The following is a 13,925-nucleotide window of genomic DNA, read 5'->3' as shown; positions in this document are numbered from 1 at the left end:
GACTGCGGGGCCGTTTCGCCACCCGACGGATGCGACCAAACGGCCCCGTAATAAATGCTATTGACGGGACATCAGCTACTCAGGGGCTTCCGGCGGGCCGGACGACCATCGCCGACCCGCCTCCCCTGCGCGCCTTCTCCGCCGCCGCCAGCCACCGGCCGTCCGGGAGGCGTTGCACGCCCGTCGCCGCCCCGATCTCCGGGTTGGGCTTGAAGACGTGTCCCAGGGCCTCCAGGCGTGCCCGCACCGGACTGTTCCAGAGCCCCGGTTCGAGTTCCGTGGCCGCCGCGTTGCGCTGGCTGGCGCGCGGCGCCGCGATGGCCTCGACGAGCGGCAGTCCGCGATCGACGGTGCCGATGAGCGACTGCAGCACGGTCGTGATGATCGTGGCACCGCCCGGAGAGCCCAGGGCCAGCACCGGTCGGCCGTCCTTGAGCACGATCGTCGGGGAGATGGAGGACCTGGGCCGCTTGCCCGGACCGGGCAGGTTGGGGTCGTGGACGGCCGGGGAGGCCGGGGCGAACGAGAAGTCCGTCAGTTCGTTGTTGAGCAGGAAGCCACGCCCGGGGACGGTGATGCCGCTGCCGCCCGTCTGCTCGATCGTGAGGGTGTAGGCGACGACGTTGCCCCACTTGTCGGCCGTCGTCAGGTGCGTGGTGTTCTCGCCCTCGTACGTCGTCGGGGCGGCCGGTCCCCCGCTCCGGCAGCCGGACGACGGATGCCTCGGGTCCCCCGGGGCGAGCGGGCTGGTCAGCACCGCGTCGTCCTTGATCAGGCAGGCCCGCGAGTCCGCGAAGCGCTGCCGCAGCAGTTCCCGCGTCGGTACGTCCTCGAACGCCGGGTCGCCGACCCACCGGCCCCGGTCGGCGAACGCGATCCGGCTCGCCTCGATGAAGCGGTGCAGGTACTGCGTCTCGGTCGCCCTCGAAAGGTCCGTGCCCTCAAGGATGTTGAGTGCCTCGCCGACGGTCGTGCCACCGGACGAGGAGGGCGCCATGCCGTACACGTCCAGGCCCCGGTAGCGGACCTTCGTCGGGGCCTGGCGCAGCACACGGTACGAACGCAGGTCCTCGGCGGTGAGGTCGCCCGGGCGCACGGCCCTGGAGGCTCCCGGATCCACCGGCGGCCTGCGCACGGTGCGTACGATGTCGTCGGCCACCTCGCCCCGGTACAGCTCGCCGACCCCCTCGCGGCCCACCAGCTCGTAGGTGCGCGCCAGGTCCGGGTTCTTGAGGACGGAACCGACCACCGGCAGCCGGCCGCCCGGCAGGAAGAGCTTCCGGGTCGCCGGGAAGTCCGCGAACCTGGCCTGGTTCGCCTCGGTCTGCGAGCGGAAGGTGCCGTCGACGACGAAGCCGTCCCTGGCGAGCCGTACGGCCGGTTTCAGCACCTCCCGCAGCGACTTGCTGCCCCAGGCGTCGAGTGCGGCGGCCCAGGTGGCGGGGGTGCCGGGGGTGCCCACGCTCAGCCCGCTGGTGACGGCGTCGTCGAAGGCGATCGGTTTGCCGTTCTCCAGGAACAGCGAGGAGTCGGCGCTGCGCGGGGCGGTCTCCCGGCCGTCGATCGTCTCCACGGTGTGTTTCCTGGCGTCGTAGTGGACGAAGTAGCCGCCGCCCCCGAGCCCGGACGAGTACGGTTCGCTCACGCCCAGCGCGGCGGCCGTCGCCACCGCGGCGTCCACCGCGTTGCCGCCCCTGCGGAGCACCTCGATCCCGGCGGCCGAGGCGTCCGCGTCGACGCTGGCGACCGCCCCTCCGTAGCCCACCGCCACCGGCGACTTGGGGGTCGGCGCGTGGGGCGGTGCCGAAGAGGACGACGGGGCGGCCGCCCCGATCGTGGCGACGGCGGCGAGCACCGCCGTCAACGACACTTTCCGAGCGAGGGATCGTCGCATGCGCACCTCCGGTGAAGGATTGTCCGCCGCAGGGTAGCGCCGCACCGCCCACGCCGTCAGGAGCGCCGTAGGCCCGGTCGCACGCGACCGCTACCATGCCGCGGCCGCCCATCCGCATTCGCTGCTGCCCGGTGTACGGATCAACACCGATCCCAACCCGGCCCGGACCGGAGCGCGTTCCAGATAGGCACGGAACGCCACCGGGCGGAGAAGGGCGTCGCCGAGCACGTGCTGCCAGCCAGGCTGACGGCCAGTCAGGGCGCCCGCCCGGTCTTTCTGTTCTGCGGCCAGCAGGCCGTCACCAATCAGGCGGCCTCCCGCTACCTGGCCCGCAATCACGAGAAGCTGGCCCGCAAGTACGGGAACAGTACGTTCTGCCTGCTGCGGAAGGTGGTCAACTCCCATGCGTACGGCCCCGACGTGGTGGAGCTGGTCGCCGATGTCACCAGGGCCGCGCAGTCGCCCGTCCCCGCGCCGCGCACCTCGCACCGGGCGACCGGCTGAGCACCGGGCCACCCGCCGAGGACCGGACCACCGGCCGAGCACCGGGCGGCCGGCCGGGGAGGCGGGTGCCGTCCTCACAGGGTGCAGTGGTCCGGCCCGATGGTCCCGTCGGTGCCGGACACCCGTACCGCCACCGCGCGGCCCGAGGTGAGTGCCTGCGCGGCCGTGCAGATCAGCTGCTGCCGGGCGATGCCGGACAGCTCCCCGACCGGTGTGCTCAGCCGGACCAGCACCCCGTCCGGCCCCAGGGTCAGGCTCGGGGTCGACATGGCGTCGGCGTGCGGCAGTTCGGTGCGCAGGCCCGCGGCGGTCTCGGCCTCGTCGGGGCCGTCGAAGAGCATGGCGATCGCCTTGTCGGAGCCGCGCCACGCACGCACCGCCCCCGTGCCGTCGGGCCGGTCATGGACCGTCAGGTCGACCGGCCGCACGACGGGCATCAGGCGCTTCGCGGGCGGCGGTGACACGAAGTAGAGCAGGGTGCCCTGTTCGCGTCCCGGGGCCACCGCCACGGTCGCCGGATCACCGACCTCGACGATCTCGGTCTCCTGTATGCCGCACCCGCCCGTGGCCACCACCACGAGGGGCAGCAGCAGGGCAGGCAGTCGTACGCGCCTCACGTCCCCTCCAACGGCAGTTCCACGGTGAGGACGGCCCCTCCCCCGGGTCCGTTGGCCGCGCGCACGGTACCGCCGTGCAGCCGAACGTTCTCCTGGGTGATCGCCAGCCCGAGTCCGCTGCCAGCCGACCGGGTGCGGGCCGCGTCGGCCTTGTAGAACCGGTCGAAGATGTGCGGCAGGACCGCGGGGTCGATGCCCGGCCCGCTGTCCGCGACCTCGGTCACCAGCCACCGCTCCGCACCCCGCCGCTCCGTCCGCAGCCGTACGGTGACGGGCGACGAGCCGTGCCGCAGCGCGTTGCCGACCAGGTTGGCGACGACGATGTCGAAGCGGCGCGGATCGAGCATCGCCCGTACGCCGTCGGCGAGTTCGGTGTCGACCCGGTCCTGCCAGTGCCGGTTCTGCAGGGTCTTGCGGATGGTCTCGGCGACGTCCACCTCGTCGAGATGGAGGTCGGCGGCCTTCGCGTCGAACCGGGAGATCTCCATCAGGTCCTCGACGAGGGTGGCGAGCTTCCCGGTCTCGACGCTGATCAGCCGCACGGCCGCGGCGGTGTCGGCGTTCAGCTGCGCGGCGTCCTCGTCGAGCACCTCGGTGACCGCGAGCATCCCGGCGAGCGGGGTGCGCAGTTCGTGCGACACGTCGGAGGCGAAGCGTCTGGCCCGCGCCTCCGCCCGCTGGAGTTCCGCCACCGACTCCTGGAGTTTCGTCGACGACTCGTTGAACGTGCGGGCGAGTTCGGCGAGTTCGTCCGATCCCTTGACCTCGATGCGGGTGTCGAGCTCCCCCCTGCCGATGCCGGCCGCGGCCCGTTCCAGGTCGCGCACCGGGCGCAGCACACTGCGGGCGGCGAGCAGGGCGGGGATCACCGCGATCGCCAGTGCGGGCAGGGCGCCGTCACGGGCCGCGGTGACCATGGCGGCGACATTGGCCTCCTCCGTGGTGAGCGGCATCACGGCGTACAGGACCAGGCCGGTGGGCTGCCGACCGTCGCCCCGGTCGAAGAGCGCGGGCATGCCCACGGTCAACCAGGGATCCCCGTCCTTGACGACGCGCTGGAACGAGCCGTGCGTGCTGCCCCGGGCGGCCTCGCGCAGAGCGGGTGTGATCACGTCGGAAGTGGGCCGGTCCGTCGAGGAGACCTTGATGTCCCCGTACTCGGCGAAGACCCGCCAGGTGTGCGGCTTGCCCTCCCTGGCCAGGGACTGGCAGGCCCGGCGCAGGTGCTCGCGCTCCACGGGCAGAGTCATGGCCAGGGTGCCGATCCGGTCGCGGAACTGGTCCACGGCGGTGTCCTGGGCCTGCTGGAGGATGGCGGAGCGGGCCTCACGGTAGGTCAGGGTCGCGGTGGTGACGGCGCTGATCGCGGCGACCAGGAGGAAGGCCGCGACGAGCCGGGTCCGCAGCCCGGACCGGGTGGGTCGAAGAACGGGGCGCAGTCTCATGCGAGCGGCCCGAAACGGTAACCGAAGCCGCGGACGGTCTGGATGTAGCGGGGGCTGCCCGCCACGTCCTCGATCTTCTGCCTCAGCCGTCGTACGCAGGCGTCGACCAGCCGGGCGTCCCCGTGGTAGCTGTGCTCCCAGACGTATTCGAGGAGCTGTTGCCTGCTGAAGACCTGCTCGGGCGAGGCGGAGAGGTGCAGGAGCAGCTTCAGTTCGGAGGGGGCGAGCAGGAGCCGCTGCCCGGCCTTGGCGACGGACAGCCCGGCGCGGTCGATGGCGAGCTCGCCGTGGAACTCGATGCCGTCGCGGCCCGCGGGTTCGGCGAGCCTGCGCAGTACGGCGCGGATCCGCGCCTCGATCACCTCGGTGCGGGCGGGCTTGACGATGTAGTCGTCGGCCCCGGCCTCCAGGCCGACGACCACGTCGAAGTCGTCCCCGCGCGCCGTGAGCATGATGATCGGCAGCTGGCTGGTCTCCCGTATCCGGTGGCAGACCTGGACCCCGTTCATCCCGGGCAGCATCAGGTCGAGCAGGACCAGCTCGGGCCGGAACTCCGCCAGGGCCGCCAGCCCCTCCTCGCCGGTCTCGACGCCCCTCAGCTCATGACCGCGCCGCCGCAGCCCCAGCTCGACCCCTTCCCGTACGGAGGGGTCGTCTTCGATCAGGAGCACGCGAGGCATGGCAGCAGTATCCCAGCGATCAAGGAGTGGATTCGAACCGACGAACGCTTCACACGGTCGCCGTGCACATCGGAGTCGGCCCGGGCCCGGTGCGGCCCGCGCGGGCTTCAGGTGCGTCGGAGCCGGCCCCGGGCCGCCGCGAGGGCGGTGCCGATCTCCCGCAGCCGCAGCGGCCGGGCCAGCAGCACGAACGTGAGCAGGAGCACGACGGTCCCCGCCCCCACCGCGGCGAAGTCGCCGAGCCCGTCGCAGGCGCGGGCGGTCACGTGGCCCAGCAGCCCGGCCGGCACCCCCGCGACCACCAGGCGTACCTGCGCCCACAGTCCCGGCGACCGCAGCAGCGAGGCCGTGTCGAGACCCTTGCCCGGGACGGCCCCGGCACCCGGGACTCCCCCGGTGCGGGGCGCGGAGATCCTGCGGTGCAGCACGTACGCGGTGACGCCGAAGCCCGCGAACAGGGCCACCGTGTACGCCCCGGCCATGCCCGTCACGGCCCAGCGGACCGGCAGCAGCAGGTACGCGGCGACGGACAGCCCGGCGTTGAGGGCGGCGATCACCAGATTGAGGAGGAAGGGGGTACGGGTGTCGCTCATCGCGTAGAACGCGCGCGAGAGCACGTACTGACCGGAGTAGGCGATCAGACCGGGTGCGAACGCCGCCATCATGCCCGCCATGACCACGATGTCGGCGTCGCTGGTGCGCCCGTACCCGTACACGGCGCCCATCACCCATGGCGCCAGAGCGAACAGCACGGTCACCGCGGGCACCACGACCGCGGCCGAGGTCCGCAGGGCGTACGAGACGTCGCTGCGCACCCCCGCCAGGTCGCCCTCGGCCGCGGCCCGGCTCATCCGGGGCATGAGGGCGGTGACCAGCGAGACGGTCACGATGCCGTGCGGCACGACCCACAACTGGTAGGCGTAGCTGTACGCCGTGTAGCCGGGCCCGCCCGCCACATGCTGTTCCACGGCGTGCTGGCCGGTGGCGGTGGACAGCCGCGTGACCACCCAGTAGGCGATCTGGTTGGTGAGCACGAGCAGGACGAGCCAGCCCGCCGCGCGCAGCGGGCGCGTCAGCCCGCTGCCCCGCCAGTCGAACCGCGGCCGCCAGCGGAACCTCGCGGCGCGCAGCGAGGGCAGCAGGGCGAGCGTCTGCACGACGATCCCGGCGGTCGTACCCCAGCCGAGCCAGCGGGCCTGCGTGGCACTCAACGTGCCGTCGGAGCCCGCCGCGACGGCCAGGTAGATCCCGAACACCGCGATGATCACGAGGTTGTTGAGGACCGGGGTCCACATCATCGCGCCGAACCGGTCGCGGGCGTTGAGGACTTGGCCCAGGAGTGTGAACAGGCCGTAGAAGAGGATCTGCGGCAGGCAGTAGCGGGTCAGGGCGATGGTCAGCTCGGCCTGTTCGCCGTGGTAGCCGGGGGCGTAGAGCGAGACGATCCAGGGTGCGCCGACGACGGTGAGCGCGGTGAGGACGAGCAGCCCGGTCGTGCAGACGGTGAGCAGCCGGTCGGTGTACGCGGCTCCGCCGTCGGCGTGGTTCTTGGCGGCACGCACCAGTTCGGGGACGAACACGGCATTGAGCGCGCCGCCGATGAGCAGCATGTAGAGGATGTTCGGCACGGTGTTGGCGACGGTGTATCCGTCGGCCTGGAGTCCGGTGCCGAGCGCGGCGACGACGACGGCGGAGCGGACGAAGCCGGTGGCCCGGGACACGAGGGAACCGGACGCCATGAGGGCGCCGCTGCGCAGCACCGAGCCAGAGCCGCGCTCCGGGGTCTTCGCGGGGTGCGTGGTGGCGGCGGCCGTCATCGGCGGGCCATGTAGCTCTGGAACGCCCGGTACAGGGCGTTGTTGGTGGCTCCGCCCACCGATGCCTCCCACTCTCCGAGGGTCTCGACGACCTGCCCGCCGGTGCCGAGCTTCCAGCGCAGCAGTCCGAAGGGGCGGTCGTCGGGGTCAAGGGTGGAGGGTACCCCGCGCATGTCGTGCACATCGGCGCCGAGGGCGTGGGCGTCCAGCATCATCTTCCACTGGAGCGCGTTGCTGGGACGAACCTCGCGGCGGTGGTCGGCGGAGGCGCCGGTCTGGTACCAGACCCGCCGGCCGGTGTTGATCATGGTGTGGGCGGCCAGGATCTCGCCCTGGTGGACGGCGAGGTAGAGCCTCATGCGGCCGGGGTGTTCGGCGTTGAGCACGGCGTACTGCCGCTGGTAGTAGGCGAGGGAACGACCGAGGCGGAAGCCGTCGCGTTCCTCGGTGATCCGCAGCAGCCGGTGGAATTCGGGGAGTTCGGCCGCGGTGCCGACGACGACGCGCACCCCGGCCTTCTCGGCCTTGCGGACGTTGCGGCGCCATTCCTGGTTGAGCCCGGACCACAGGTCACCGGGGGTCCGTCCGGTGAGCGGCACCCGGAAGACGTAGCGGGGCTGCGCGTCGGCGTCCCCGCCCGTGTCGCCTCCGCAGCGGCGCCAGCCCCGGGCCCGGAGACGTTCGGCGACGGCGGTGCCGAGCGGATCGACCTCGGTGGCCAGCACGTCACCGATCTTGCGGCCCGGGCCGGTGGCCGCCTTGAGGCGGGCGGCGTCCCAGCGGCGGTACGCGGGCGAGGGACCGATCCTGACGGCGAAGGCGCCGGCCCTTCGCAGGTGCGTCATGAGCGGGTCCAGCCAGCGGTCGATGCCGGGGTCGGCCCAGTCGGCCACCGGCCCCTCGGGTAGGTAGGCGAAGTACTTCCGGGTTCCGGGGAGTTGGCGGTACAGGACCAGTGCGGCCCCGGCTGGCTCGCCGGAGTCGTCGTGCCAGCCGATCGTCTCGGCGGCCCATTGGTCCTTCACCTCGGCCCAGGACGGGTGCTGCAGGAAGCTCGCGTCGGTGCGGGTGGCCAGGAAGGCCCGGTGTTCGTCGGCGGTCAGGACGCGTATCCGCGATTCCCGGTCACGGCCGCGGTCCTCGGTGGCGAGCAGCGCTGACATGTTTCGTGGCCCTCCCTGTTCCGCCCCGCTCGTCGGCTCCGCGGGGCGAGAAGGATGCTCACAGCGGTCCGTGACCGTGCCGAGCGGCGTATGTGACCGGACGATGACCGTTGCGCTGCGACCGATGTCACACAGGGGATTTCCGGGTTTTCAACCGGTTTGCGGAACCTATCGTCGGAGGCGCACCTCTTCCCTCATCGAGAAGCACTGCCCTGGAGGTCCTCCCTTGTCGTCCGCACGCCGGCGCACCCGCCGCACGTCACCGCTCGCCCGCCCCGCCCGGCTCACCCTGATCGCCGGGGCCACGGTGCTGGGCCTCTCCCTCACCGCCTGCAACGGCGCGTCCGCGTCGGACTCCGGGACGGACTCGGGGAAGGGCACCGGGAACGCGCCCGCGCACGAAACCAGGATCTCGGTGAACCTCCGAGGCTCCGGCGCCGCCCCCGGACAGCCGGTGAAGGTGACCGTGGACGCGGGGAAGCTGAAGGCGGTCACGGTGCGCGCGGACGGGGGCGACGCGCTCACCGGCCGGATATCGGCGAACGGGCGGACCTGGACGTCGGACCGGCCGGCCGCACCCGGCACCGCGTACCGGGTCGAGGCGCGGGACACCGGGGGCGGCAGCGCCGAGGCCCGGTTCACCACCGCCGCGGCGGACAAGGTCAACAAGCTCACCCTGGTCCCCGGCAAGAACACCACGGTCGGCATCGCCCAGCCACTGTCGATCGTCTTCGACAACCCGGTGAAGAACCGGGCCGCGGTCGAGAAGGCGCTGAAGGTCACCACCTCGAACAACACCGAGGGCTCCTGGGGCTGGCTGCGGGACTACTCCGGCCGCGACCGTGTCGACTGGCGCCCCAAGGAGTACTGGAAGTCCGGCACGAAGGTCACGCTCGACGCCGCTCTCAACGGTGTCGACTCGGGCCCTTCCGGCGGCTGGTTCGTGCGCGACTACCGCACCACGTTCAGCATCGGCGCCCACCAGGTGGTCAAGGTCGACCTCGACCGGCACCGGCTGGCGCTGAAGCGGGACGGGAAGACCGTGCTGGACGTGCCCATGTCGGCCGGTACCCCGGGCGGCGTGAAGGCCTCGTGGCGCGGAACGGCCGTGCTGATGTCCAAGGAGGGCACGATCAACATGCGCTCGGAGACGGTCGGGCTGGGCGACGCCTACGACAAGATGGTCGACTCGTCGATGCGGCTGACCTGGTCGGGGATGTACGCCCACGCCGCCCCGTGGAACGCCGCCCACTTCGGGGTGGCCAACCGCAGTTCGGGCTGCGTCGGGATGAGCGACGCGAACGCCGCCGAGCTGTACCGGCAGGTGCGCGTCGGCGACCCCTTCGAGATCACCGGCGCGGACGCCAAGGGCACGGTCGCCGAGGGCAACGGGTACGGGAACTGGAACGTGTCCTGGGCCGACTGGCGTGCCAGGAGCGCGCTGAGGTGAGCCGGGCGCCGGCGCCGCGCCGCCCCGTCGCACGAGTTCGGCACCGCCGTGCGCGGGGAGCGGCCCGGCCGGCTCGCAGCTGACCTTCTCCTCGGCCGCGGCGGACCCGACGCAACACGCGCACATGCGCGCGTGCGTACGGGTCCGTCCCGTGCGCGAGGAGTGATCACCGGCTGCCGCCGGACGGGTACCGCTCCTCGGGAGCCGCCTCGCGGCGGTTCCCGGCTACCGCACTCCCGGCAGCACCGTTCCCGGTTCGGCCGGGGCCACCTCCACCGCCTTTGTCTTCGGGCTGCGCCGCTCCTGCCTGGCCACCCAGGTCGCGAACCAGGAGAGCAGCATGCACATCCCGATGTAGATCGGCGAGATCACCATCACCACGGGGATGAAGGGAAGATCGTAGTCGAGATTGGACGCGATGAGCTTGCCCGCGTGGAGGAACTCCTCATAGGTGATCAGAAAGCCGAGCGAGGTGTCCTTCAGCGCCACCACCAGCTGGCTGATGATCGTGGGCAGCATGGCGCGCACCGCCTGCGGGGCCAGCACGTACGTGGTGACCTGGGTCTTGCGCATCCCGAGTGCGTACGCCGCCTCGCGCTGGCCGCGGTCCACGGAGTTGATCCCGGTACGGAACACCTCGGCGAGCACCGAGCCGTTGTACAGCGCCAGCCCGGTGACCAGCGCGGTCAGCGGCTGCGCCTTCAGCGCCACGAAGACGAAGAAGATCATCACCAGCACGGGCATGGCCCGGAAGAACTCGACGAGCAGCGTCGAAACCCAGCGCACGGCCCGGTGGTCGGAGAGCCTGCCGACGGCGAGCACCGCCCCGAGCACGAGGGAGAGCACCGCGGCGTACGCGAACGCCTTGAGGGTGTTGCCCAGGCCGCGCAGCAGGAGTTCCTGAATTCCCTTGTACGCGAAGGGCGTCCACTTGGCCCCGCTGAACTGTCCGGTTTCGAGGAGCAGGAAGACGATCCAGCCGGCGGCGGCGAGGATCAGGGCCGTCGAGACGATCCCGTACGTGCGGTGGCGCCTGCGGGCGGCGGGTCCCGGAACGTCGTAGAGGGCGGTCGAGGCCGGCGCGGTGCGGGTGGTCATCGGGCGACTCCCCAGCGCTTCTCCATCGCGTTGAAGAGCGCACTGATGGACAGGGTGATGATCAGGTAGCCGACGGCGATCCAGACGAAGCTCCAGATGATGCTGTATCCGAGCTCGTTGAGGGTCTTGTAGGTGCCGAGAAGCTCGATGACGCTGAACGCCCCGGCGATCGCGGAGTTCTTGGCAAGGGCGATGAGCGTCGAGCCGATCGGCGGGATCACCGAGCGGAACGCCTGCGGCAGCACGATGTGGTTGAGCGTCTGGCCGAAGGTCATGCCGAGGCTGCGGGCCGCCTCCCCCTGTCCCTTGGGCACGGTGTTGATGCCGGAGCGCAGCACCTCGCAGATGAAGGCGGAGGTGTAGCAGCCGAGCGCGAGGACCGCGAAGACCTTGAAGGGGAGCACCAGGCCGAAACGCGGCAGCCCGAGCAGGACGGCGAAGAAGAGCAGGGTCAGCGGGGTGTTGCGCAGCACCGTCACCCATGCCGTGCCGAGCACCCGCAGCGAGCCGACGGGCGCCACCCGGCAGGAGGCCATGACGAAGCCGAGCAGCAGGGCCAGGGCGGAGGAGTAGACGGTCAGCTCGACGGTACCGAGGAAGCCCTTGCCGTACAGCGAGAAGTTGTGCGTGAGTACGTCCATGTCGTGTCCCGTCCTCTCAGCCGGCCGGGTAGCGGTCGATGGGCGGCGGGGTCGGCGCGGGCGTTCCGGACAGACCGAGCGTGGCCTCGAACGCCTTCTTCCAGTTGCCGTTGCGCTCGTTGGCCGCCAGGGCGCCGTCGATGGCGAACCGCAGCGCGTTGTCGCTCCGCGGGACGCCGATGCCGTACGGCTCCCTCGAGAACGGCTTGCCGACCACCTTCAGCTCGTCGGGCGCCTTGGCCGCGAAGCCGAGCAGGATCGCGTCGTCGGTGGTGACGGCGTCGACCTGGTAGGTGAGCAGGTTGTCGACGCAGATCGAGTACGTGTCGTAGGAGACCAGGACCGCCTTCGGGTATTCGGCGGCGATGCGCTGGTACGGGGTCGATCCCGCCGCCGAGCAGACCGTCCTTCCGGCCAGGTCCTGGGGACCGTGGATGTCGTGCTCGTCGGTGCGCACGAGCAGCGACTGGCCGGCCATGTAGTAGGGCCCGGCGAAGCCGACGAGCTTCTTGCGCAGGTCGTTGATGGTGTAGGTGCCGACGTAGAAGTCGATCTGGCCGTTCTGCAGCGCAGTCTCGCGGTTGGCGGAGGCGATGGTCCGGAAGCGGATGGTCTTCGGGTCGAAGCCGAGCGAGGCGGCCGTCATCCGGGCGATCTCGATGTCGAATCCGGAGTAGGTTCCGGTGGCCGGGTCCTTCTCGCCGAGGTACGGCTGGTCCTCCTTGGCCCCGACCCGCAGAAAGCCGCGCTTCCTCGCCGCGGTCCAGGTCGGCGACTGGGGAAGCCGGAAGGCGGTGTCGACCCGGTAGACGGGCAGCTGGTCGGGCCTCGGCCCCTTCACCGGCGGGCTGCCCTCCTTCCCGCATCCGGCGGCCAGCACGGCCAGCAGGAGACCGGCGCAGGCGGCCAGAACTCTTCTCGTACGCAACAGGCAGCCCCCGTCAGTGCTTGAGGATCTTGGACAGGAAGTCCTTGGCGCGGTCGCTCTCCGGGGCGGTGAAGAACGCCTCGGGAGTGCGGTCCTCGACGATCCGGCCGTCGGCCATGAAGACCACGCGGTTCGCGGCGGAGCGGGCGAAGCCCATCTCGTGCGTGACGACGACCATGGTCATGCCGTCCCGGGCGAGCTGCCGCATGACTTCGAGGACCTCGTTGATCATCTCGGGGTCGAGGGCCGAGGTGGGTTCGTCGAAGAGAAGGGCCTTGGGATCCATGGCGAGGGCGCGGGCGATGGCCACCCGCTGCTGCTGACCGCCGGAGAGCTGGGCGGGGAACTTGTCGGCGTGCGTGGCGAGTCCCACCCGCTCCAGCAGTTCCCGGGAGCGCCGGTCGGCCTCGTCCTTCTTCCGCTTGCGGACCTTGAGCTGGGCGAGCGAGACATTGGCCAGCACGGTCCGGTGCGCGAAGAGGTTGAACGACTGGAAGACCATGCCCACTTCGGCGCGGAGCCCGGCGAGTGCCTTCCCCTCGTCGGGAAGGGGCCTGCCGTCGATCACGATACGGCCCGACTCGATGGTCTCCAGCCGGTTGATGGTCCGGCAGAGCGTCGACTTGCCGGAGCCGGAGGGGCCGATGATCACCACCACCTCGCCGCGTCCGACGGTGAGATCGATGTCCCGCAGTACGTGCAACCGTCCGTAGTACTTGTTGACGTCCCGCAGTTCGATCAACGGATCGACGGCCATGCGCTGCCCCACCCACTCTTCGCTTTGTCGAGGTCAGCGCAAACTATCCAGCGAAAAAAGGGACTTCACCGACGACACGCATAAACAGGATATAAGGATTCTTTTTCGATTTTACGGAGAGCCCTATCCCTCGGCCGACTCCGCGTACACCTGCGAGAGCTCGGGGCTTCCGGCCATCGCCCAGTCCAGCCCCGCCTCGACCACGTCGATCTCCCGCCCCGAGGCGAGCCGCACCACGGGGCGCCCGCTCGGCCAGATGCTCCACACCGCGCCGGGGACATTGCGCACCAGGACCGTGCCGAGGTACAGCCCCGCGTCGTTGCCCAGCCAGGGCAGCTCCTCGGGATCGTCGCGCCAGCGCGGCGGCAACTGGTCGAGGGCCGCCAACGAGGCCGGACTGTCGTCCAGTTCGAGGCCACGCTGCTCCGCCCGGACACGCAGCAGTTCGCACTCGGCGAGCAGCTCCGCCACGCCCTCGGGATCGGCCGCCACGGCCGAGGCGAGCCCCGGTCCTCGCGTACCGTCGTTCCGCTTACGCCAGTTGTCCAGGAAAGGGATGTTCATACCAGTCAGGGTCGCATCCCATCCGGAATACGCACCACAGGGCGCGCGGGCCTGCGTCCGGGTACGGGACCGGGAACGGGCCCCGCACCGGGCCATGGACCGGGAACGGGGTGGCGTCGCACCCGCGTCGGCTGGTAGCTTCGCGGCCATGTCCAGCCCCGAGGCGAACAGAGGCTAGCCACCGGTCCCCCGGTGGCCATGTCAGAATCGAGTGCGCTCCCCCACGGCCGTAGCCGCCGGGAGTGCCGCTCCTGCCCGGCTGCCGCCGCGGACCCTCCTCGTGTGGGCCGCGCGTTTCCCGTCCGCGCTCGTGCGCGGGTTCCCCGTCCCGGCGTTCACCGCCCGGCCGGTTCCGTCCCGGACACCC

General features: G+C 71.2%; 12 protein-coding genes and 1 pseudogene. 2 read left to right on the top strand and 11 right to left on the bottom strand.

Translation table 11 applies throughout. The annotated features are described in order from the left end of the window. Positions 1–79 precede the first annotated feature (79 nt). Positions 80–1,894 carry a gamma-glutamyltransferase gene (gene ggt / locus ACFYY6_RS34245; RefSeq protein WP_389197223.1) on the bottom strand — a complete coding sequence of 605 codons (1,815 nt, stop codon included), beginning with the start codon at positions 1,892–1,894 and terminating at the stop codon, positions 80–82. A 70-nt stretch (positions 1,895–1,964) separates the two neighbouring features. On the opposite strand from ggt, the pseudogene ACFYY6_RS34240 reads away from it, so the two are divergent. Then, positions 1,965–2,398, top strand: a pseudogene (locus ACFYY6_RS34240) (hypothetical protein); the annotation flags it as partial. Positions 2,399–2,472: 74 nt separating this feature from the next. On the opposite strand, the gene ACFYY6_RS34235 reads toward ACFYY6_RS34240, so the two are convergent. From ACFYY6_RS34235 to ACFYY6_RS34215, 5 genes are all read right to left on the bottom strand, one after another. Beyond that, positions 2,473–3,015 (bottom strand): hypothetical protein, encoded by a 543-nt coding sequence (locus ACFYY6_RS34235; protein ID WP_389197221.1) that lies wholly within the window; start codon positions 3,013–3,015, stop codon positions 2,473–2,475. Continuing rightward, positions 3,012–4,460, bottom strand: coding sequence for an ATP-binding protein (locus tag ACFYY6_RS34230; RefSeq protein WP_389197219.1), 1,449 nt, complete (start codon positions 4,458–4,460; stop codon positions 3,012–3,014). Before ACFYY6_RS34230 ends, ACFYY6_RS34235 begins: the two co-directional genes overlap by 4 nt. After that, positions 4,457–5,140 (bottom strand): response regulator transcription factor, encoded by a 684-nt coding sequence (locus ACFYY6_RS34225; RefSeq protein WP_351522198.1) that lies wholly within the window; start codon positions 5,138–5,140, stop codon positions 4,457–4,459. Before ACFYY6_RS34225 ends, ACFYY6_RS34230 begins: the two co-directional genes overlap by 4 nt. Before the next feature lie 107 nt (positions 5,141–5,247). Continuing rightward, positions 5,248–6,957 carry a murein biosynthesis integral membrane protein MurJ gene (murJ, locus tag ACFYY6_RS34220; protein WP_351522200.1) on the bottom strand — a complete coding sequence of 570 codons (1,710 nt, stop codon included), beginning with the start codon at positions 6,955–6,957 and terminating at the stop codon, positions 5,248–5,250. Further along, entirely contained in the window at positions 6,954–8,120 is a 1,167-nt protein-coding gene (locus tag ACFYY6_RS34215; RefSeq protein WP_389197217.1) for a lipid II:glycine glycyltransferase FemX, read from the bottom strand. Before ACFYY6_RS34215 ends, murJ begins: the two co-directional genes overlap by 4 nt. 226 nt (positions 8,121–8,346) lie before the next feature. On the opposite strand from ACFYY6_RS34215, the gene ACFYY6_RS34210 reads away from it, so the two are divergent. Then, positions 8,347–9,570: an Ig-like domain-containing protein gene (locus ACFYY6_RS34210; protein WP_351633523.1), complete on the top strand. Its 1,224-nt coding sequence runs from the start codon at positions 8,347–8,349 to the stop codon at positions 9,568–9,570. Between the two features lie 225 nt (positions 9,571–9,795). On the opposite strand, the gene ACFYY6_RS34205 is transcribed toward ACFYY6_RS34210, so the two are convergent. The 5 genes from ACFYY6_RS34205 to ACFYY6_RS34185 form a co-directional block, all read right to left on the bottom strand. Continuing rightward, positions 9,796–10,668 (bottom strand): amino acid ABC transporter permease, encoded by an 873-nt coding sequence (locus ACFYY6_RS34205; RefSeq protein ID WP_386609667.1) that lies wholly within the window; start codon positions 10,666–10,668, stop codon positions 9,796–9,798. Further along, positions 10,665–11,309 (bottom strand): amino acid ABC transporter permease, encoded by a 645-nt coding sequence (locus ACFYY6_RS34200; RefSeq protein WP_389197215.1) that lies wholly within the window; start codon positions 11,307–11,309, stop codon positions 10,665–10,667. The genes ACFYY6_RS34205 and ACFYY6_RS34200 overlap by 4 nt, the downstream gene beginning before the upstream one ends. A gap of 16 nt (positions 11,310–11,325) precedes the next feature. Further along, positions 11,326–12,237 carry a glutamate ABC transporter substrate-binding protein gene (locus ACFYY6_RS34195; protein WP_389197213.1) on the bottom strand — a complete coding sequence of 304 codons (912 nt, stop codon included), beginning with the start codon at positions 12,235–12,237 and terminating at the stop codon, positions 11,326–11,328. 13 nt (positions 12,238–12,250) lie between these two features. Then, the gene (locus ACFYY6_RS34190) at positions 12,251–12,994 is read right to left on the bottom strand and encodes an amino acid ABC transporter ATP-binding protein (RefSeq protein ID WP_351522212.1); all 744 of its coding nucleotides are present in this window, start codon (positions 12,992–12,994) and stop codon (positions 12,251–12,253) included. A gap of 123 nt (positions 12,995–13,117) precedes the next feature. Beyond that, on the bottom strand, positions 13,118–13,558 hold the full coding sequence (locus tag ACFYY6_RS34185) for a DUF6278 family protein (protein WP_351522214.1): 441 nt from the start codon (positions 13,556–13,558) through the stop codon (positions 13,118–13,120). Positions 13,559–13,925 lie beyond the last annotated feature (367 nt).

This window comes from Streptomyces sp. NPDC001750 (genome assembly GCF_042892615.1).
Classification (GTDB): Bacteria; Actinomycetota; Actinomycetes; order Streptomycetales; family Streptomycetaceae; genus Streptomyces.
The sequence above is the reverse complement of the archived record's forward strand: the minus strand, read 5'-3'. Positions and strand labels throughout refer to the sequence as shown.

Bases quoted from the DNA above. Each gene is read 5' to 3' on its own strand.
- ACFYY6_RS34225 (WP_351522198.1), bottom strand. From the start codon at position 5,140: ATGCCTCGCGTGCTCCTGATCGAAGACGACCCCTCCGTACGGGAAGGG.
- ACFYY6_RS34215 (WP_389197217.1), bottom strand. From the start codon at position 8,120: ATGTCAGCGCTGCTCGCCACCGAGGACCGCGGCCGTGACCGGGAATCG.
- ggt (WP_389197223.1), bottom strand. From the start codon at position 1,894: ATGCGACGATCCCTCGCTCGGAAAGTGTCGTTGACGGCGGTGCTCGCC.
- ACFYY6_RS34205 (WP_386609667.1), bottom strand. From the start codon at position 10,668: ATGACCACCCGCACCGCGCCGGCCTCGACCGCCCTCTACGACGTTCCG.
- ACFYY6_RS34185 (WP_351522214.1), bottom strand. From the start codon at position 13,558: ATGAACATCCCTTTCCTGGACAACTGGCGTAAGCGGAACGACGGTACG.
- murJ (WP_351522200.1), bottom strand. From the start codon at position 6,957: ATGACGGCCGCCGCCACCACGCACCCCGCGAAGACCCCGGAGCGCGGC.
- ACFYY6_RS34190 (WP_351522212.1), bottom strand. From the start codon at position 12,994: ATGGCCGTCGATCCGTTGATCGAACTGCGGGACGTCAACAAGTACTAC.
- ACFYY6_RS34200 (WP_389197215.1), bottom strand. From the start codon at position 11,309: ATGGACGTACTCACGCACAACTTCTCGCTGTACGGCAAGGGCTTCCTC.
- ACFYY6_RS34230 (WP_389197219.1), bottom strand. From the start codon at position 4,460: ATGAGACTGCGCCCCGTTCTTCGACCCACCCGGTCCGGGCTGCGGACC.